This window comes from Anaerovorax sp. IOR16 (assembly GCF_017168145.1).
In the GTDB taxonomy this organism is placed as follows: Bacteria; Bacillota; Clostridia; order Peptostreptococcales; family Anaerovoracaceae; genus IOR16.
On record NZ_JADQTL010000008.1, the window covers coordinates 20931 to 41444 of the forward strand.

Annotated in this window: 18 protein-coding genes; 1 reads left to right on the forward strand and 17 read right to left on the reverse strand. The window is 33.7% G+C overall.

Going from position 1 to position 20514, the window contains the following annotated elements:
• Positions 1–12: 12 nt before the first annotated feature.
• The 15 genes from I2490_RS02265 to I2490_RS02335 all read right to left on the reverse strand — a co-directional run bounded on the left by I2490_RS02265 (position 13) and on the right by I2490_RS02335 (position 17803).
• A complete protein-coding gene (locus I2490_RS02265; RefSeq protein WP_206458167.1) occupies positions 13–1296 on the reverse strand; it encodes a TRAP transporter large permease in 1284 nt (427 codons plus the stop codon).
• Positions 1293–1802 (reverse strand): TRAP transporter small permease, encoded by a 510-nt coding sequence (locus tag I2490_RS02270; protein ID WP_206458168.1) that lies wholly within the window; start codon positions 1800–1802, stop codon positions 1293–1295. Before I2490_RS02270 ends, I2490_RS02265 begins: the two co-directional genes overlap by 4 nt.
• 95 nt (positions 1803–1897) lie before the next feature.
• The gene (locus I2490_RS02275) at positions 1898–2923 is read right to left on the reverse strand and encodes a TRAP transporter substrate-binding protein (protein ID WP_206458169.1); all 1026 of its coding nucleotides are present in this window, start codon (positions 2921–2923) and stop codon (positions 1898–1900) included.
• Positions 2924–2935: 12 nt separating this feature from the next.
• Entirely contained in the window at positions 2936–4108 is a 1173-nt protein-coding gene (locus tag I2490_RS02280) for a pyridoxal phosphate-dependent aminotransferase (protein WP_206458170.1), read from the reverse strand.
• 327 nt (positions 4109–4435) lie between these two features.
• Positions 4436–5083, reverse strand: a complete 648-nt coding sequence (locus tag I2490_RS02285) for a peroxiredoxin (protein ID WP_206458171.1) — start codon at positions 5081–5083, stop codon at positions 4436–4438.
• Between the two features lie 121 nt (positions 5084–5204).
• Positions 5205–6479, reverse strand: coding sequence for an amidohydrolase family protein (locus tag I2490_RS02290; RefSeq protein WP_206458172.1), 1275 nt, complete (start codon positions 6477–6479; stop codon positions 5205–5207).
• A 222-nt stretch (positions 6480–6701) separates the two neighbouring features.
• Positions 6702–8099 carry a carbon starvation CstA family protein gene (locus tag I2490_RS02295; RefSeq protein WP_206458173.1) on the reverse strand — a complete coding sequence of 466 codons (1398 nt, stop codon included), beginning with the start codon at positions 8097–8099 and terminating at the stop codon, positions 6702–6704.
• Between the two features lie 25 nt (positions 8100–8124).
• Positions 8125–8334, reverse strand: coding sequence for a YgaP family membrane protein (locus I2490_RS02300; protein ID WP_206458174.1), 210 nt, complete (start codon positions 8332–8334; stop codon positions 8125–8127).
• Positions 8324–9766 (reverse strand): amino acid permease, encoded by a 1443-nt coding sequence (locus tag I2490_RS02305; RefSeq protein WP_206458175.1) that lies wholly within the window; start codon positions 9764–9766, stop codon positions 8324–8326. The genes I2490_RS02300 and I2490_RS02305 overlap by 11 nt, the downstream gene beginning before the upstream one ends.
• A 251-nt stretch (positions 9767–10017) precedes the next feature.
• Positions 10018–11388: a 5'-nucleotidase, lipoprotein e(P4) family gene (locus tag I2490_RS02310; protein WP_206458176.1), complete on the reverse strand. Its 1371-nt coding sequence runs from the start codon at positions 11386–11388 to the stop codon at positions 10018–10020.
• A 239-nt stretch (positions 11389–11627) separates the two neighbouring features.
• A complete protein-coding gene (locus I2490_RS02315; RefSeq protein WP_206458177.1) occupies positions 11628–12680 on the reverse strand; it encodes a response regulator in 1053 nt (350 codons plus the stop codon).
• 12 nt (positions 12681–12692) lie between these two features.
• A complete protein-coding gene (locus tag I2490_RS02320; protein WP_206458178.1) occupies positions 12693–14264 on the reverse strand; it encodes a histidine kinase in 1572 nt (523 codons plus the stop codon).
• Between the two features lie 149 nt (positions 14265–14413).
• A complete protein-coding gene (locus I2490_RS02325; protein ID WP_206458179.1) occupies positions 14414–16201 on the reverse strand; it encodes a DUF4153 domain-containing protein in 1788 nt (595 codons plus the stop codon).
• A gap of 140 nt (positions 16202–16341) precedes the next feature.
• Entirely contained in the window at positions 16342–17121 is a 780-nt protein-coding gene (locus I2490_RS02330) for an ABC transporter permease (RefSeq protein WP_206458180.1), read from the reverse strand.
• Positions 17122–17125: 4 nt separating this feature from the next.
• Complete coding sequence (locus I2490_RS02335; RefSeq protein ID WP_245157058.1) at positions 17126–17803, reverse strand: ABC transporter ATP-binding protein; 678 nt, start codon at positions 17801–17803, stop codon at positions 17126–17128.
• Between the two features lie 272 nt (positions 17804–18075).
• Here I2490_RS02335 and I2490_RS16820 point away from each other — a divergent pair, with 272 nt between their 5' ends.
• Positions 18076–18210 (forward strand): hypothetical protein, encoded by a 135-nt coding sequence (locus tag I2490_RS16820; RefSeq protein ID WP_280634184.1) that lies wholly within the window; start codon positions 18076–18078, stop codon positions 18208–18210.
• A 68-nt stretch (positions 18211–18278) separates the two neighbouring features.
• On the opposite strand, the gene I2490_RS02340 is transcribed toward I2490_RS16820, so the two are convergent.
• Positions 18279–19640: an MATE family efflux transporter gene (locus I2490_RS02340; protein ID WP_206458181.1), complete on the reverse strand. Its 1362-nt coding sequence runs from the start codon at positions 19638–19640 to the stop codon at positions 18279–18281.
• The gene (locus tag I2490_RS02345) at positions 19633–20496 is read right to left on the reverse strand and encodes a GNAT family N-acetyltransferase (RefSeq protein WP_206458182.1); all 864 of its coding nucleotides are present in this window, start codon (positions 20494–20496) and stop codon (positions 19633–19635) included. Before I2490_RS02345 ends, I2490_RS02340 begins: the two co-directional genes overlap by 8 nt.
• Positions 20497–20514: the final 18 nt, after the last annotated feature.

The following is a 20514-nucleotide window of genomic DNA, read 5'->3' on the forward strand; positions in this document are numbered from 1 at the left end:
ACGATTCCTCCACTAATTTGAAAACATATTTGGTAACAACATTGATACTGGCTCCCAAAATGTTGTGATTAACAATATTAAAATTAAACTTGCTACAAATGGAATGATATTCTTGGCTACCCGCTCAAACTGAACACCTCCAACGCCGCTGGCAACAAATAAATTTGCACCGTAAGGTGGCGTAATAAAGCCAATTGCTAAATTCATTGTAAGGACAATTCCAAATTGAATTGGACTCATTCCTAATCCAACTACAACTGGCAAGAAAATTGGTGCCAATATCAAACAAGATGATATATTATCAATAAAGCATCCAATTACTAACAAAAATAGATTGATGATTAAAATAATAACAATTCGGTTATCTGTAATTGTCGTTAATAACATGGCAACCGTATTGGGCACTTGTTCCATCGTTAAGTAGTTTGCAAAAGAAGTCGATAACCCAATCATATAGGAAGTCGCTCCATTAATAAGTGCCGTAGATACCAATGCTTTATAGATAAATCGATTTTCCAATTGTTTATAAACGAATTTACCAATAATTAACGCATACACAATTCCAATAACTGCTGCTTCTGTTGGAGTGCAAACACTACTGTAAATCGATCCCAGAATAATGATCGGCATAAGCAATGCCCAAAATGCATTAACAAATTCTTTTCCAACAAGCTTAATACTCAGCTTCTTTCCGCTTCCCTTCCAACCATTTTTCTTACAAATGACATAACTGGTTGTCATTAATGCCAACCCCATTAAAACACCTGGTATAATTCCAGCTAAGAACAAATCTGAAATGGATGTTCCTGTAGCAACCGCATAAATAACAAAAGGAATACTAGGAGGTATTACAACTCCAATGGTACCAGCAGCAGCTGTCAATGCAGCTCCAAATCCACCATCATACCCTCTTCGTTCCATTGCTGGCATCATAAAAGTTCCAATTGCAGAAACAGTAGCAGGACCAGATCCCGAAATTGCTGCAAAGAACATACAAGATACCGTTGTAACCATTGCTAATCCACCCGTAATAAATCCAATTAGACTATCCGCAAAATCTAGAATTCGCTGAGAAATTCCACCGTGCTCCATTAGATTACCTGCCAATATGAAAAAAGGAATCGCCATTAAAGGAAAGGAATCCAATCCGGCAAACGCATTCTGCGCAATAATAATAGTTGGAATATTACTGGTTAACATCAAAGTCAAAGCAGTTGCTAATCCGAGTGCAATACCAATTGGTATTGTTAAAAATATGAACAAAAACAGAAATCCGAATAATATTACAACACTCATTGTTCCACTCCTTCTGGCAATACTTTCTTATCTATAATCATTGTTTTGATTAACGTCGCTAAATTTTGAATCAAACGATACACCATCAACACAGATCCAACCGGCACTGATAGATAAGGGATTACCATCGGCATTCTCATTGCCGGAGATAATTGTTTCATACGCCCAATCATCTGTACCACTTGAGCTCCTTTTATCGTTAAGAATATTGCAAATCCAAGCCAAATGATTAATGCAATCAACTCAATGTAATTATGATATTTCTTATTTGTAATTGACTTTAATACTTCCGCACGTAGATGCCTTGAATGTTTTGCGGCATAAGCCGCTCCAACCCATATCTGCCATAAAAATAAACACCTTGCAAATTCTTCACTCCATGGTAAAGAGGCTTTAAATACATAGCGCATAATTACTTGTAAAAAAATAACGATGACGGATATTGAAATGGTTGCTACTAAAAAATATTCTTCTAAATTATCATCTATCTTTTTTAATCGATTCAACAGAATCCCTCCTCGATTTCTCAAGTATTACAGAATACCGAGAAACCCGTCCCGGTATTCTGTTTCATCACAAAATGATACGGTTTGTATATTCCTTAATTTATTTCTGCTTTGATTTCATCTAATAGTTCAGATCCATATTTTTCAATATACTCATCATAAACACTCTGTGCTGCATCCACAAATTCTTGCTTCTGTTCTGCAGTCAATTCATTTACTTGCATGCCGGCTTCTTTTAAATCATCGATATATTCACGTTCTTGCTCTGCGCACATTTCTCTCTGAGCAGCGACACAATCTTTTGCTGCATCTCTCACAACTTGCTGTAAATCTTCTGGCAATTTATCAAAGAATGTTTTGCTAATCAAATATGGGCACTGCGTATAAACATGTCCTGTCAAGCTCAAGTATTTTTGAACTTCAAAAAGCTTTGATGTATAGATAATAGGAATTGGATTTTCCTGTGCATCAACTGTACCTTGTTGCAGTGCTGTAAACAATTCATTAAATGAAATTGGTGTAGCGTTTGCTCCAAATGCTTTAAAGGAAGCCATGTGAATTGGATTTTCCATTGTTCGAATCTTAAGTCCTGCTAAATCTTTTGGAGATGTAACCGGTCCTTTATTGTTTGTAACATGACGGTATCCATTTTCACCATACCCAAGATTGACAATTCCGATATCTTCCAATTTGGCATTTAATGCATTTCCAACTTCTCCATCGAGAACTTTAAATGCATCCTCTTTTGACTTAAATAAGAAAGGTAAATCAAGTACCATAAAATCTTCAACAAATCCAGATAATACCGTTCCTCCTGGAATACACATTTCAACAGTACCTAAATTTAAAGCTTCAATGGTTTGTCTGTCACCGCCCAGCTGTCCATTCGGATACACTTCTACTTTTATTCTTCCATTGGATTTTTCCTCAACTTCTTTTTTAAAGACTTCCTCTGCAGTAATATGTGTTGCATGATCCGTTGGTAAAACATGTGCTACACGAATTAAATAGCTTTCGTCACTCGAATCAGCCGATCCAGCGTTTTCCTTGTCGCCACAACCGATCAGCGAACAACCTAGTACTAAAATCATCACCAATACTATACTTAACTTTCTTTTCATGTCCCTCTCCTTTTATAGTTCTTCAACAAACCTTTTAAGTAATGCCATTGCATCCTTGATTTCTTCGTTCGAACAAGCATAAGCCAATCGAATAAATCCTTCACCATTCTCGCCAAATGCATTTCCAGGAACTAAAGCAACGCCCGTTTCCTCTAATGCTCGTTGACAAAATTCCGTAGATGATAACCCAATGTCTGAAATTTTAGGGAATATATAAAATGCTCCATGAGGAACTTGATATTCCATTCCCTTTATTTGAGACAATCCTTCTATTACTAAATCCCTCCTTTCTCTAAATGTATCAACCATTTTTTCTGTAAAAGATTTTCCATTTTGAAATGCACTTACTGCACCAACTTGAACAAATGATGTCGCACAGGTTGACATGTTTTGATGCACTTTATTCATATATCGAATGATTTCTTTTGGACCAATTGCATAACCTACACGCCATCCTGTCATAGAAAAAGTTTTCGAAGTAGAATTAATTACAACGGTTCGTTCTTTCATCCCAGGTAAGGTGTATAAGCTTACATGTTCTCCTTCAAATAAAAATTGATCATAGGTCTCATCAGAAATCACAACTAAATCGTATTTCTTTGCAAACTCCGCTATTTTTAGCAACTCTTCTTTCCCTATCACTGCCCCTGTAGGATTATGCGGTGTATTTACAAGTAACGCTTTGGTCTTTGAAGTTACATATTTCTCCAAATCAGCTGCTTGTAATTCAAAAGCATTTTCAAATTTTAACGGTACTTCCTTAATTACTACTCCTTGAATTTTTGCAATATCGTCGTATGCAGAAAAATATGGGCTTGGTATAAGTATTTCATCGCCAGGATCTAAAACAGCCAACATAAATGCCATTAATGCTTCACAAGCTCCTGCGGTTACAATAATTTCTGAATTTGGGTCAGCAACAATACAATTTGCCTTCTGTTCTTTTTCTAATATTGCTTCACGTAATTCCTGAATGCCTGCCATCGCCGTGTAATGTACAAATCCATCATTTAATGAATTAATAACGGCTTCTTTGGCAATTTGAGGCGAATCATAATCCGGTTTTCCGATTTCCATATGTACTACTTTTCGACCATCGCGTTCCATAATTAAAGCTTGTTGAAATATCTCATACAAGCCCCCTGACATGCTTAAGTCACTCATTCTTTCATTTTGTATTTTCATTGTCCTACACCTCTCCAGAATATAAACTTCAAACTATTTCACTTATATTTTTAGATATTTATGATAAGTGCATAATTCATGCCAAAAAATTTTTTTGAAAATTCAACCGTTTCTGAAGTTTTTTAATTTTATTTTGACCATTTTATTTGCATTGTTTGCGCCATATAATTTAACACTTCAATCTCTTTTATCTATAAAATTAAATTTCTAATGAAAAATTATTAGATAAAATTAAAACCATCTCGCATTCTGTATAAAACAAAACACGAGATGGTTTTAATTATATATTTATATTCTAAGTTCTAAATCCCCAAAATTGTAAGGATATTAATTGTTTTCATCCATATTTTTGTATATAAACCAATCGGATAGGCTATAGATTCCACGTTCTTTGTCCAAAGACGGGTTATCCTTTTCATCTCTATGAAATAAAACCTTATCCCCTATGATTTCATTATGCGGCCAATTTGCCGGAGCAAATACTTTTTTGATAGAGGCCATTTTTAATGCTTTGACCGTTCTTAATATTTCATCTATATTTCTCCCGATTTCCTTTGGATATTCCAGCATTGTTCTCACTTTTCCGTTATGGTCTACGATAATGACAGCTCTAACAGCCGCAGTATCATCTTCATTTGGATGAATTAACCCAAGAGTTTGTGCAACACTTCTATCTTCATCATCAATAACCGGAAATTCAATCTGTACGTGAATGTTATCTTTAATCCATTGAATCCACTGATAATGGGACTCTAGGCTGTCCACACTTAACCCGATTAATTCCACTCCCAAATCATTAAATTGTTTCATTTTCTTTTGAAACGATACAAATTCAGTCGTGCATACCGGTGTAAAATCAGCTGGATGGCTAAATAAAACAAACCATTTTCCTTTATAGTCACTTGGTAAATTTATGGTTCCTTTTGTTGTTTTTACTGTTAATTCAGGAAACTTATCTCTTAATGCTATTTTCATAAAATCCCTTGCATGAAGTATCTTTAAAACACTTCATACACTCCTTTCTTTATCTATATAATAATTAATCATTTGATTATATAGTAACTATACCCACTTTCTTTTGAATTAAAATATTTCTTTAAACTATTTTTACTTCAGTTCCCAAAATATATCTCATACATATATTTCTATCATCTCCTGCATAGCAAAAACGCTCCAAACGTTCTATCGGAGTAAGCTCCATTTCGTGATACATATTACTGTCATCAATCACCAGTGCATTAAAATGATACCCTTCTTCAAATGCTCCAACTTGATTAAAAAATCTTCCGCCAGAACGTGTCGCCATATAAAATGCCTCTGCAAGATTCACTGCCTCCCATTCCGAGTCAAACATATTACGGATTTTTGAATGCTGAATGGTACTAGCGATGCCTCTTGCAATTGAAAAATTAGCACCAGAACCGATATCACTGCCAATTGCTAAATGTATTCCCATATCCAAAAGCTTTTTTACCGGCATAATGCCACCCGCATTAATATTTGCAGTTGCATCCGGACAATGTACTGCCATGCAATTAGAGTTATCCATTCGTTCTAATACATCATCATCCATAAAAATACAATGTGCCATTATTGTTGGTGTTTCTCCAAGTAAATTGTTTTTATAAAAGATATCTGCACCATTTTTATAATTTGGAAACAGTTCTTTACAAACTTTCATTTCATTAACCGCTTCACACATATGAGAATGTACCGGCACTTCATATTTTTTCACCAGTTCTCCCAACCCAGCTAATAATTTTTCACTGCAAGTAATTGAAAATCTTGGAACAATGCTTGTTTTTACATTCTTAGTATTTTGGTGCTGTAAGATGAACGTTTCAGTGTCTCGTATGGATTGCTCCGTATCTTCAATATAATAAGAAGGACTGTTCTGATCCATATTTAATTTGCCGGTAAATGCAAATAATCCCCTTTGCTCAAGAATCTGAAATAAGATTTCAGAGGCTCCATAATGAATGGATGGAAAACAATTAACATGGAGCGTACCATTACGTAATAATTCATCTACAAAAGCGGAATAAATCTTTTTCGCATGATCCTTGTCTGCAAATTTAGCTTCGTTTGGATATGTATAGGTATTAAGCCAGTCCAAAAGTTCCCGATCCATGCCGATGCCTCTTTGTAAAAACTGAGGGGCATGCACATGCATATCACAAAATCCCGGAATAATAAGACGCTTTCCCCAATCCACTATATTTTCTTCCGGAAAGTCCTCAGGCAATTGTTTACAGATTCCCTTTACCATTCCGTTGAAAACCATAATGTATGAGTTTTCTTTACTAATCAGAGTATCTTTATCTTGACTGTAAATGATATTTCCTTTATATGCTTTGTATCTTTTATCCATTTCTAAAATTTAGCTCCTTCATTCTTTAAATTCTTAGTTTAATCATTACTTGAAATAAGTGATTTTATTATCTATTTTATCATACAGAGATTATAAATAATATAATTGTTGCTGCTATCAAATAAGGAAGCGAAATGATTCAATTATGTAATAAAAAAACCTGCAAGATTTTAATTCTTACAGGCTAATTTTATCCTAGTTGTTAATTTAAATATTACTCATTTACCCAACTACTTTATTTGTTTTATTAGAAAATAAAAGGAACCAAAGAAAGGCTATAATTCCGGAAGCAATCCCAACAGGATATCCAATAGTAGTCGGCAATGATAAACCTTCTGGTGCTATGAGAATATAAGAAGTAACCACGGTAGTCATGAAGGTCGCTGGCAAGGATGTAATGTAATGAAACTTCTTAGATTTAGCCAAAAATGCAGAAGCAGTCCAAAGCATAATGGTTGCCAACGTTTGATTTGACCATGCGAAATATCTCCAAATGATCCCAAAGTCTATAAAGCATAATACCACCCCAATAGAAAATAACGGTATTGCAATTAAAAATCGATTTTTAATCGGACTTTGATTAAAATGAATCGCATCAGCAATTGCTAAACGTGCACTACGAAATGCAGTATCCCCAGAAGTAATCGGACAGGCAACCACACCAAATAAGGCAAGTACACCACCGAAAGTTCCAAGCAATGATACAGAAATTGTCTTTACTACAATGGCTGCTGGTCCTGCATTTGCAAGTGCTTCTGTACTTCCGAAAAATGCCATAGAGGCAGCTGCCCAAATTAAAGCCAATATACCTTCTGCAATCATAGCTCCATAAAATATCATGCGACCTTCCTTTTCATTGGATATGCATCTCGCAATGATTGGCGACTGTGTCGAATGGAATCCGCTGATTGCACCACATGCAATGGTAATAAACAAATACGGAAAAATTGCTTTTCCGGTTGGATGTAGATTCACCAATTGAATTTCTGGAATCGCATATCCCTGATTAAAAATTCCATACAAAATGCCTAAACCCATGATGATAAGAGCCGCACCAAAGATTGGATAAATTTTTCCAATAATTTTATCAATTGGTATTACCGTTGCACATAGATAATAAAGAATAATTAAGCCAATCCATACAAACTTTGAAACACCAGTCATGCTTAAAAGAATATCCGCAGGACCGGTTATAAAAATTACACCAACTAAAATAAGCAAGACTACAGAAAATATCCTCATCACATTTTTAGCAGCAATTCCGAGATATCTTCCAACGATTTCTGCAACGGTTTCTCCATTATGTTTCATGGAAAGCATACCAGAAAAATAATCGTGTGTTGCACCTGCAAAAATGCTCCCCAGTACAATCCATAAAAAAGCGACCGGCCCCCAATATGCTCCAGCAACTGCACCAAAAATCGGTCCTAAACCGGCAATGTTTAAAAATTGAATTAAGAATGCTTTTTTCTTATCAAGTGCTACAAAATCCACCCCATCATTCAAGGCAATTGCTGGAGTTGTTTTTGAAGGATCTGCTCCATAGATTGCTTCAACTAATTTTCCATATAATACATATCCTAATATTAAAGCAACAATGGAAAGTAAAAATGAAACCATAGCTTTTTCTCCTTAAATTCTTTAATTAGGATTCATGTTTTTTTACCTTACAAGTAGAAATCCCTAAAAGATCACTGATTGGACAATAACGAGTAAACCCTGTGATGATTGGTACTAATCCAATAATCCCCCACCAGTTTTGGTAGTACACTCCTACAACCACAATGGTTAAACCAATTGTAATTCGTACGATTTGCTCTGTTTTTCCTACATTGCATTTTGTTTTACGATTCATCTTTTTTCTCCTCCTTCATTTTTTCAATCAATTCATTTGAAAATTCCTGTGATAATATAGAGGAATATTCTTTGCCTCTAAACCCTTCCTCTATATTTCTTTCTTCAGAACGATTTAATACGTTCATTGCCATATAAACCAAAGAATAGGCTGCAATGATTGTAAATCCTGCAATTAATCCTGAAGTCTGCCCTGGTATAAATGGCATACTAAAAATTATGATAATCATACAAATCAAAGAAAACCATGATGTATACGGATAACCTGGCATTTGGCATTTCCCTTCCGGTGGGCAGCCATTTTTTTTTCGCAGCCGCATGTGAGTTGCGATAATAACGGCGTAAGTAAACAGTAATGCAAACCCCCCGGAACTGATTAAGAAAAGATATATTTTAGGTAAGAAAATACCAATCCCCAATCCACATAACATAGCAAGGCCAGAAAATAATATTCCACGATACGGAACATCGGTCTTATCTTTTAACCAATTTGGTGCATGTCCTTCATCGACAAGTGAGCGCATCATTCTTCCGATTCCAAACATAGCTGCAAGCATAGTTGAGATGATAGCTGTGATCATAACAATATTTAAGGCAGTACTGCCCCATCCAATGCCTTGATTATTTAATGCAGCCACCATCGGACTTACATCTTCATTGATACTTGCAGTAGGAATAAGTGGGAAAAGGAATGCAATTGAAGTAATATAAAAACCTACAAGACATAAAACGGTATAAAGAATTGCTTTTGGAACAGTTTTTCTAGGATTATCGCTTTCCGAAGCTGCAAGTCCGATGATTTCAAATCCGGCATACGTAAACATTACAATTAGCATACTTCCGGCAATACCTTTGATACCTCCTGCCATAAAAGGCTCTCGAACTAATTCACCGGCTCCGATTGGCGAAGTCCTTAAGAAGACTCCTGCAACTAATAATAATGCAATTATAATAAAAGAAGCGATTGCAAATAGCTTTACTGCTGCAAGACCGCTCTCCAGCTTACTTAATTTATCTGCTCCAAGCAAATTAAGAAGTGTTACACCAATTATAATAGAACTTCCAAGTAAAGGTATCGATATATTAGGGATCCATTCACTTACTAAGATTGATACTGCCGTCGCTTCACTAGACATTGCCAAAACCATTCCGGTCCAATACACCCATCCAACAACAAATCCAACTCCAGGACCAAAAGCCTGAGCTGAAAATGTTCGAAAAGATCCGGAATCGGGATTTGCTACCGTCATCTCAGATAAAGCAACTAGTATAAAATAGACTAATATTCCACCTAATACATATGCAACTAAAATAGATGGACCCGCTGCATGAATGGCAACTGAGGAACCAACAAAAAATGAGCCTCCAATTACTGTTCCTAAAGCCATCATTGTAAGCTGCCATGCAGATAATCCTTTATTGTTTTTCTCCATAACTTACCTCTTATTCTTATATCAAAGTTAAAATAAATTTAATACTCTAAATTTGTTTCCAAATTATTATTCCTCAAATTTTGAAATATATAAGAAAAGGTGAAAAAGTTTTTTTACTCGATTTTTTTTAAAATAAAAAACTGACCCCCATAAGTTAGATTTTAGGTCTAACTTATGGACGTCAGTTTAATAGAATCTGTTTTTCACTCATTATATTTATAGTCAAATTTTATTAAAATAAATTATATTTTTTATTTTTGGGGGGACCATGTAGATTTTTGAGCTGCATTTTCCCAAATTTCTCTGTTTTCATTTGCAGGAGCAGGTTCTGACTCTCCGAAAATAGCGCGCACCCAATGTCCATCCGTAGGATTTGGGAATAAGATAAATTTAGAACCAAACAACTCTTTATCTGCCTCCATTAATTTTGTTCTTTCATCGATATCTTTCACATAATAGATTCTTCTAAAATCATTTAAGTTATCACCAAGATATACACTTACATTATATTTTTCAGCAATTGCCATCTGTGGTTTTTCTTTATTTGAAGTGTCTTGCAGAACATTTAAATGTTCTTTGTCCGCGTATGGAAATCCAAGTGCTTGAAGATTACCTAAAGCATATTCATATGTTTTTTCTCCCTGATCTCTACTCGTCACATAAAAAACTTCAACGTTGTTTTCTTTACAGAAGTTTAGAAATTCCAAAGACCCCGGTGTAGGTACCATTTTGTTTTCTGGTATCCATTTATCCCATATCTCATCATTAAAAAAGTCTTTCTTATTCTGAATCAGATAGCCCCAATAATTGACCGGGCTTACAATTGTATCATCTACGTCCGTAATGACTGCCAAAGGCTTATCACCTGGTTTCTGATTTGCAATTGCAAACTGCAATTGCGACTTTGCCTGATTAAATCCTTGATAATACAACGCCTTATACTCTGCTGCTGTCTGCTTCCATGCAACTGCAACTGTCAAAATGTTCCCATCCATATTCTTAACAATCGCTTCTGCATCTGCAACTTCTCTGTCAAGAATATTTTGTTCTACAAGGTATTCAGCCAAAGCAGTTTTTGTTTCATTTACTTTTACATTAAGAGTTTCTGTGACAATATTTGAAAATTGACTCATGCTAACAATATTACTATCCTTTGCACTTTTAATCCCCAACTGATTGGCATACTTAACTGCTGATTCTGTATATTTTGTCTCTTTCAAAATTGATAACATTATCTTTGTTAATTCTTCTCCTGAAATTTTTGCAAAGCTATCAAAATTATTTTGATTCCCTACCCAACCCAACTCAGGGTGGTCATAAATATATGCCAAATATTGCCTTGCCCAAGGTGTTTTGTTTGCATCCGCATAATTTTTATTTCCTGTATATACAGATGCGGTTTCTTCAAGACCTAACAATTTTAATTGTACAATTGCCGCTGTCAATCTAGTTACAGGTTTTTGAATATCAATGGAATTTAACGTTCCATCACTTCCCTCAAGAATACCTAAAGTATGTAATAGCTTGATATTCTCCGGAACAGACGGCCCTGCTGCAAATCCGACTGTACAAGTCGTATTCATTATCAGCGTTACAAGAATAAGTACTAATATCTTTTTCATCGTTCTCCCCTCCATATTTCTACTAAGATGTTTAAGATAGACAACTTTCCTATCCTATTTTCTATAGTATCGGAAGAGACTGACAAATTACTGACATATCAGAAAATTTTATTATATTAAATATCAGAACAAACAATTACATCCATTTAAAGCATCTTTATTATGCAGTTATATCTATCCTGCATTTTTTTTGAAGGTTTGCAATCCAGTTCCTTCCTCAAACGTTGTTGATAAGACTGCTAGAAATGAACTAATCCCAGTTTATCTTTTTCTTCTTCGTATCGATTCATGAGCATCATGCAAGCATCCTCTTCATAAGGGAAATGCGTAAGGAGTTTATTTAAACATGCAATTTCATATTCAATATTTCCACTTAAGTTTAACAATACAGCAAGGCGATAAGAAAGACGAATGTATTGACGATTCATGGATTCTCTATAATCCATAGCCCATTCAAAATATTTATTTGAGAAAAGTTCCCCTTGAAATAACTTTACTGCTTTTTTCAGAATCTCTACCTCGTCCGCTTGTTCTCCAATGCCGTAAATCGATTTTGCTTCTTTATAATATTGTTGAAATCTTTGAACATCGGTAAAACAGGATTCGAACTCTATCATATACCCTCCATTTTGATTCAAAATTTTTATCGGAATGTTTTCACTCTTAATTGTTTTTCTTAATCGGTAAATGGTGGTATGAAGATTAGTCGCTGCATTATCCGCACTTGTATTGGGCCATAATAATTCACAAAGCTTCCATTTTTCAATAAGCTTCCCATGATGTAGTATTAAGTATGCAAAAAGTTCTTCTACCTTTGAAGTAATCCATTGAACAGGTTTTTCATTTTGATTTCCATATACTTCGAAAAAGCCAAAACACCGAGCCAGCTGCACAGGATATTTTCTAGTCTTTATAACCTCAGGTTTTGCTTTTTGAGTACTCATTACCTTATTCAATACTCTTTGTACCTCATTTGGATCAACTGGTTTAAGAAGATAATCAAGAGCATTTACTTTAAAAGCATCAACCGCATATTGACTAAAAGCTGTAACAAAAATAACAGAAATATCATTATTTACTTCATGTATCCTCTCTGCCAGTTCTAGTCCATTCATCGCTGCCATTTCAATATCCAAAAAAGCAATATCTGGTTGTACTTCTTTTAACTCATCGAGTACTGCATTCGGTTGCATATAACTGCGAATAACTTCAACTCCGTCCACTAATTTAATTGCTCTTTTCAAAAGAATATGCCCGGAAAATTCATCATCGACAATGACGGCTCGTAACATTCGTTTTCCTCCTTAACTATGATTATTTATAATTGGTAAAAAAACTATAATCTCCGTACCAGCGCCAACTTGACTATTTATTGTCATTTCACCCATTGTATAACTCAAAATTCTTTGTCTTATATTGGATAAACCGATTCCGGACTCCATTGATTTTTCATTTATAATATAACGTAATTGCTCTTCTTTGATCCCTACACCATTATCCTTTACAATGATTTGCATTCTATTTTTTACTGCATGTACCGATAACCAAACCGCACCCCCTTCTTCCTTTTTGGTTATACCATGCAAAATTGCATTCTCTACAAGAGGCTGTATGATTAAAGGAGGTATCTGATAAGAAAGACATTCCTCTTCCACCTCAAAATGCAAGACAACTCGTTCACCATACCTTGCCTTTTCAAGTTCCACATAAGCATTCACCAGATCAATTTCACGCTGTAAAGAAACCAACTCCATTTGGCTGTCTGTCGTGAAAACCATTCGAAGATATTTACTCATACTGTTTAATAAATCTCCTGCTTTTTCCGGTTCTGTATAGCAAAGTGCCATGATTGTTCCCAATGCATTAAATAAAAAATGCGGCTTTATTTGAGATTGAAGATAAGCCATTTTATTGATTGATGCTTCTTTCTTCATTAACTCGGACATTTTTTTTGCACTTTTATATTGATAGGCTAATCCGATTATTACTATCAAAAGTATAAATAACGAGATTACAATTTGATTTTGCGTGTTTTTTTGTTTTAAATATTTATTCAATAATTCTGTTTCTCCAACTTCATATTTTGAAATGACATCCTCCATATTAAAACAACTCATCGCACGATTCCATATTTTTACGAACTCACGCATATCCTCTGTTTTCTTGAAAAGATAACTATACTCTCTAAGAGATTCCTCAATTTTATAAATTTTTATAACATCGAATAGCTCATAGCGGTAAAAGTCTTCATTAAAAACATTCTCATTTTGAAAAGTATAAGTCACTTTTCCGGTTTGTAATGCTGCATACATTGCTTTATCGCTATCATAATAGGTTATATTTTTTTTAGGAATATAGTTTTCTATCAATGCGATAATCGAAGTTCCACGTACAGCACCAACCTTTTTATTCTGCAAATCATTTAGACTCGAAATTTTTTCACTGTCTGACTTCGCAATTACACTATAATACATTGTGTGATATGGTTTCGTATAATGGCCATAGCTTTTTCTTCTGTCTGTAATACTCATTGGAAACAGCAAATCAATTTCTTTCCTTTTAATGGACTCTATTTTTTCTGACCAACTAAGATCTTTCTCATAATTGTATCTATATTTTAAGCCTATAAGCTCTGCTGTTTTTTCAAACAATTCTACGCTGGCACCAAGGTATTTTCCATCACTTTCAGAGTATAAAGATAAAGGGGTAAAATGATCATCTACCATTACTTGAATTTCTCCCAATGAATTTATTAAATTCTTTTCCTCTTCTGTCATTATAAATTGACTCCCTTCTTCTAAAGTGGAAGCAAAGGCAGTGTTATTTATAAAAAGTATTATAATTAGAACCATACCAAGTAATTTATTTACTTTCATTTTTACCTGTACCTTTTCATTTGAGATTTTATTTCATCATAATATGGATTTCGTTGAAAAACAAATAAAAAAATATACCGTCTGTTTGAAACGGTATATTTTTTATGTTTTAATAATTAATTTTAAATTAATGAATCATATTTTTAAACTTATTGAATGGATATTAAAATATCTAAAGTGGCAAAATTATTTCTTTGATTTAACGAATCATCCATATTTGCCTCCTGCACAACAAGAGTCAGCTTTGCCTCTTCGTTTTCAATAGAAAAAGTAGCTTCTTCATTGGATAATTCAGATTTTTCTACTATATAACTTCGATATCTTGAAAAAATTTCTTGCGTACTAAAACGTATGATCTCCTGATTCTGGTTTTCCTGAACGAGTACAAAATCATATCCGTCTCCTTCTTTCACTTTATTTAAAATATAGTTTTTTCCTGCTTTTTCTATCTGACAGATCTTTGTTTCCCTATTATCATCAAAGTTTATAAAGGCATGCACCAATACATCATAACCTTTTATATTAATTGCTGATTCCGAATTTCGAAATACATGAATGAAACGATTTTGATTCTTTGCCTGTTCATATTCGTAAAAACCAAACGTATTATAAAAATCTTCATAAGCAGTAAAATCCTTCGGCAGCCATGTAATCTTATCCGTATACCCCATTCGATCTAAATACTCAACCGACAAAACAATCTTCTTTTTATCTCGCTCTGAAAGAAGTGCATTTGGTATTATAATATTGTCTTTGAGCATTGCATTTTTTACCAAAATACCTTTTAATCTATTTTCCTGACTAATGCGACTAACAGTAAATGCGTCTACTGGAGGTATAATTGAAACCAAGGAAAATGCAATAAGCATAATTGCAAGAATGCCGTTTTTTCTTATAGGCACAAGACTCATCACAACTCCGGCTAAAACAGCATAAATCCCAAATAAAATTGCAAAATAACGTGTATGTGTAATCCCCATTTCTCTTAATGTAAGAAGTGAGGATACAACTTGGAACAACATAATGGGGACAAGAACCTTCGGGAAAATTCTACGAAACCAAACTGCAAATTTATTCTCCAGTCTGCTTGCTAAAAGATATACTAAAATTACTGTAATTGCATAGGACACTAACATAGGTTCCAAAAGATTATTTGTCCAAAAATCTTCTCTCACATTCAACACAATGTACAACAACAAAATAACCGTGAATACGGAAACCAAAGGAATAACGATATAGGATATCAAAACTTCCAAAATTTTCGGACAGAACGCTGCATTTTCAACCATCTCATTTTTTTCAGCTATAACGTCAAACTCTTCTTTATGATCCTTCTCTCCTGGATATACAGGAATGAGTGAAAGAAAAAAAATCGGAGCAAAAAATACAAAAATAATGTTTGCCACATGTGGATATACCGTTTCGTTTAAGGATACAATCAGTAAATCAATCGCTGCAATAATGAGAATACAACCACCAAAAAGAACGGCTGAAAATAGAAGAGAATGAAAAAAAGACTTAAATGCAGTCATAAAGCTTTCATTAAAACTAATCTTACTGCGAATCACAGGAACCCACAAATAAGCAGCAATCATCGCTAAGGCAGCAACAAATGTTCGTATCCCAATTTCCATACTAAGTTCCGGAGCAGATTTAATAATAAGATAATATCCTGTGGTAAAAGCAACACTGCATCCCATTAAAAAAAAGCGTATGGTATTCTTATAAAAAAAACGTTCATTTAATGCTTGTAATGAAGCACTCAAAACCGCTCCGATGATACAACTCATAATTTCTTTTAAAAAATCTTTTTCTGTTTCTATGGAAATAGAAATCATTATCATGGCCGCAAAAAGAAAGACAGTTGTTAAAGGATAACGAACGATTGCAGTGGAAAGCTCTCTTAATCTTTCAACCAATAATTTTAATCTTTTCATTTGTAGTGCTCCTTATCAGCCCATTTTTTATTATGTAGGAAATATCGTTTGCGATATTTTGTTATTTTATCTTTTTATAAAACAATTATGTAGAAAAGTAAAAAGCTAATAAATCATAGGCTCAAGGAAAAAAAAAATTTTTATTGAATAAGTTGATCCTCTTCGTTAAAAAAGCTACGATATCCAAACTGTAATAAGAGAATAACAGTTAGTGAAACAGCACCAAGAATTCCCAGCATTATTGCAATCTGGTAATTTACAGCTGTGGCAGGAGAGGTACCGGATAATATTTGTCCGGTCATCATTCCCGGTAAAAATATAATTCCCATACCTAGCATAGAATTAATGGTTGGCATGATTGCAGCATCAAAGGTTTTATTAATAATACCTTTAGTAGCCATTTTCGGCGATGCACCAAGAATCATTGCTTCTTCAACAACATTTTTCTGTAATGTCATCCCTTCCAATAAAGATTTTACTGCAAGGGATATCCCTGTCATCGAATTTCCTATCATCATCCCAGCAATTGGTATAAAATATTGCGGATCATACCAAGGATAAATTCGAATCACAATCATTAAAAAATAAGTCAAACAAGATATTGTACCTATAACCATTGCTATTGCAATTACTTGTTTTAGTTTGTTTGTTAGCTTTCCTTTAAATTTTTGAAACACAGTATATATAGCAAAGCACTCCATAATAATAATTAAAGCAACCGTAATAAACGGATTCGGATTTTTAAAGATATATACCAGCACATAACCTGTTAAAATCAATTGAAAGGTCATACGAAAAGAAGAAATAAGCATCTCTTTTTCTCTCTTTATACCTCTCTTTTTTAAAATAAAAAGAACAATAACTACAAAAATATAAGATAGTATAACTTGTGTTACACTCAAATCAATGATTCCTCTCATCTTCTTATCTCCTATTCAATACTCTTCCATGTCCGATTTGTAAAATTTCATCTGCATACTTTTCAGCAATATTTTTAGAATGTGTAACCATAATGACAGATTTGTCTCTTTTTTTAACATGTTCCGTTATCATCTGTATTATGATTTCTTCGGTATTATCATCCAAGGCGGAAGAAGGTTCATCAAGCAGATAAACCTGAGGATCAAGCAGCAACAGTCGCCCCAAAGCTAACCTTTGCTTTTCTCCGCCGGATAAATTTAAAACAGATTCACTCAGTTCTTTCTTTAACTGTACTTGCTTAAGTATCTCAGCTAATTCTGACTCATCTGGTATTTCTTTGCCTTGAAATTCTAGACCTATTGTTAGATTATCCCTTATATTTCCTTCGAACATAGTCGGATTTTGAGACAGCATAGTAACATTCCTTCGATGTTCTACAGAAGACAGATCTTTCAAATTCTTACCCTGATATAAAATTGTACCTTGTGTCGGAGAAATCATCTTATTTAACATTTTTAAGATTGTTGACTTTCCACTTCCACTGGCACCTAACAATACGGTAATGCCAAAGTTTATATATAAATCCGGCAAATCAAGAATCTCTTTATATTTTACTTCTTTAAATTGAAACATACGAATCTCCTTATCCTGCATTATGCACTGCATTTTTCTTTTTTTCATATATTTGATAACTCCAAATCCATATTTTTAAACAAAAAACAGTATACCTTTCATTTTATCATACTATTGTTTTTTTAAATATCTATTATGCTATTTTATTTCATAACAATTAACATATTTTTCCTGATTATTATCTTAATATTTGAGTAAACTATTAAGGAGTTACGGTTTGATTTTTAAAACATGTAACAACATGCGTAATTTACTTGCCAAGACGGGATATCAGCCCGTTTTTCTTTTACTATTTTAAAAATAATTTCGAGGTGATTTTTATGGCTAAAGACAGTCAACCAGACAACAAGCATGCAAGAATGAAAAAATGCAATTATCAGACTCCGATTACAAAAGAAAATCAGAATCATAACCGAAATGCAAAAAAACAATCCATTGAACACAATGATGTATAAACTCCTTCCCTTGCTATTTAAAGACTGCCTGATTATGTATCAGGCAGTTCTTTTTTATGTTTAAATCATCAAATATAGTAGTACTGTGTACGATAACGGTAAATAAAATAGATAGATAAGACTAATGTCAATAATTCCGCTAATGGGATAGCCAGCCAAATGCCTGTCACTTGTAATACACGTGGAAGCACTAATAATGAGATTGTAACAAACCCAAAGGTTCGTAAAAAGGAGACCAATGCGGATATTTTACCGTTTGATAAAGCGGTAAACAATGCTGAAGTAAAAATATTATATCCGCAAAATAGAAAACTAAATGAAAATATTAAAAAACCTTCTTTTGCAATACGATAGACAAACGTTCCTTTTGGTGTAAAAAAATTGACAATGAATGGAGCACCTATAATGGAAAGCACGAAAATTAACACAGAAGTAAATGAAATTAAAGAAATACAAATACGAAATATTCGTTTAAGCTGTGTATGACTTTTGCTTCCAAAGTTATAGCTGATAATAGGTGCTACCCCCATTGAGAAACCAATATAAAATGTACTTAAAAGAAATTGGGAATAGATAATAATAGTAATCCCTGCAACTCCTTCCTCTCCTAATAAATTCATCATTAATGCATTAAAAAAAAATGTGGTAACAGCAGTTGATAGTTGCCCAACCATTTCTGATGAACCATTACTGCAACTTTCTATAAGCAATTTCAAATCAAACTTGGGCTTACAAAAGTAAAGCACTTCTTTATTATGTAAAAAAAATAGAAGTCCTGTAATCGTACTAATACAATAACCAATCCCATCTGAAAGCGCTGCTCCCGTAATACCCATTTGCCAATCAACAATAAAAACATAATCCAATGCTGTATTGGCTATACCTGCTACTAAAATCAACCAAAATCCAAGTCTTGGTTTTCCGGCAGTCACAAATAACGTTTGAAAAATAATCTGCGATAAATTGGCCGGAACAAACAAAAGTAACACAACAAGATAATCATAACAATATGGAAATAATAGTTTGCTTCCACCAAGACCATAAATAATAGGTTTAATAAAAATGACTCCAATAGTCGTTAAGATTAACCCGATAATAATTACGAAAAGTACGATAAATGTCAAACTTTCACGCGCACCTCGCTCATCCCCTTCTCCCATTTTTTTAGCAATAATGGCGCTGCTTCCTGCTGCGACCATCGCACCCAGACCTGTAATTACATTGATGACGGGGCAAACAATATTTATAGATGACAAGGCATTTGTATTTATAAAACGTGAAACAAAAATAGTATCAATAAGTGTATATAATCCAACAAAAACCATCATAAAAATAGTTGGAGATGCAAACCGTAAAAGTGATAATGCATCAAATTTATGGGCTAAAATATTCATTGAAAATTGTTCATCTGCTGTTATTGCTTCATTCATGATTCCTTACTCCTTTTATGGAAAGAGGTAAAACAAACTTTTGTGTGGGATACCCAAATTCTATTAACAATTCAGATTCTGCGAAACCAAGGTTTTTATAAATTTCACGATAGCCGGTATCCGCCTTATCCCCTTCTCGAAATGTTGTTATACTTATTTCTTTTCCCTTCAAATATTCCTTAATTACTTTTTTTAAAAATGCCTTAGCAACACCTTGCTTGCGATATTGTGGATGAATTCCTAAAAAATCTATGCTTCCTGTATCATAAGAGAAAATCATAATCCCAATTGCAATTTTCTTGTCCTTTATTATCAAAGCTCGTTGATCAATAATGCACTGTTTCAATACTTTTAAATAATCATCCTCGATTAAATAAGGAAAACCATCTACTACAAGCCGAACTAAATCCATCCAAATTTCAATATCATCTAATGTTGCAAATAGAATGTCTCTTTCTACATCAATTTTCTTAGAATCAATTTCAATTGGATTCATTTTCAATACAAATTTTAACTGCAGTGGATAAAATATTTCATGTTGTCGAAATTGATTTGGAGACTTTTTATACATCTCCTTAAAGATAGAAGTAAATGATTGCTGACTTTCATACCCTGCTATCAATGCGATTTCAAGTATAGGTTTATCTGAAAAAACCAATAGTTTGGCGGCTTCTGTTAACTTGCGACGTTGGATGTAATCGTGCATTGTCATACCAACGATATTTGTAAATAAACGATGTAAATAATACTTGGAATAATGAACTGCATTTGATACGATGCTTAAGTTTAATTTTTCTGTTAAATGATCTTCTATGTAATCAATTGCAAGTTTAATGTTTTCATAGTTTCTAGACAAAATAACAACCTCCTTACG

Coding starts and splice junctions, on each gene's coding strand:
- I2490_RS02265 (WP_206458167.1), bottom strand. CDS start 1,296: ATGAGTGTTGTAATATTATTCGGATTTCTGTTTTTGTTCATATTTTTA.
- I2490_RS02275 (WP_206458169.1), bottom strand. CDS start 2,923: ATGAAAAGAAAGTTAAGTATAGTATTGGTGATGATTTTAGTACTAGGT.
- I2490_RS02280 (WP_206458170.1), bottom strand. CDS start 4,108: ATGAAAATACAAAATGAAAGAATGAGTGACTTAAGCATGTCAGGGGGC.
- I2490_RS02285 (WP_206458171.1), bottom strand. CDS start 5,083: ATGAAAATAGCATTAAGAGATAAGTTTCCTGAATTAACAGTAAAAACA.
- I2490_RS02290 (WP_206458172.1), bottom strand. CDS start 6,479: ATGGATAAAAGATACAAAGCATATAAAGGAAATATCATTTACAGTCAA.
- I2490_RS02295 (WP_206458173.1), bottom strand. CDS start 8,099: ATGGTTTCATTTTTACTTTCCATTGTTGCTTTAATATTAGGATATGTA.
- I2490_RS02300 (WP_206458174.1), bottom strand. CDS start 8,334: ATGAATCGTAAAACAAAATGCAATGTAGGAAAAACAGAGCAAATCGTA.
- I2490_RS02305 (WP_206458175.1), bottom strand. CDS start 9,766: ATGGAGAAAAACAATAAAGGATTATCTGCATGGCAGCTTACAATGATG.
- I2490_RS02310 (WP_206458176.1), bottom strand. CDS start 11,388: ATGAAAAAGATATTAGTACTTATTCTTGTAACGCTGATAATGAATACG.
- I2490_RS02315 (WP_206458177.1), bottom strand. CDS start 12,680: ATGTTACGAGCCGTCATTGTCGATGATGAATTTTCCGGGCATATTCTT.
- I2490_RS02320 (WP_206458178.1), bottom strand. CDS start 14,264: ATGAAAGTAAATAAATTACTTGGTATGGTTCTAATTATAATACTTTTT.
- I2490_RS02325 (WP_206458179.1), bottom strand. CDS start 16,201: ATGAAAAGATTAAAATTATTGGTTGAAAGATTAAGAGAGCTTTCCACT.
- I2490_RS02330 (WP_206458180.1), bottom strand. CDS start 17,121: ATGAGAGGAATCATTGATTTGAGTGTAACACAAGTTATACTATCTTAT.
- I2490_RS02335 (WP_245157058.1), bottom strand. CDS start 17,803: ATGAAAAAAAGAAAAATGCAGTGCATAATGCAGGATAAGGAGATTCGT.
- I2490_RS16820 (WP_280634184.1), top strand. CDS start 18,076: ATGGCTAAAGACAGTCAACCAGACAACAAGCATGCAAGAATGAAAAAA.
- I2490_RS02340 (WP_206458181.1), bottom strand. CDS start 19,640: ATGAATGAAGCAATAACAGCAGATGAACAATTTTCAATGAATATTTTA.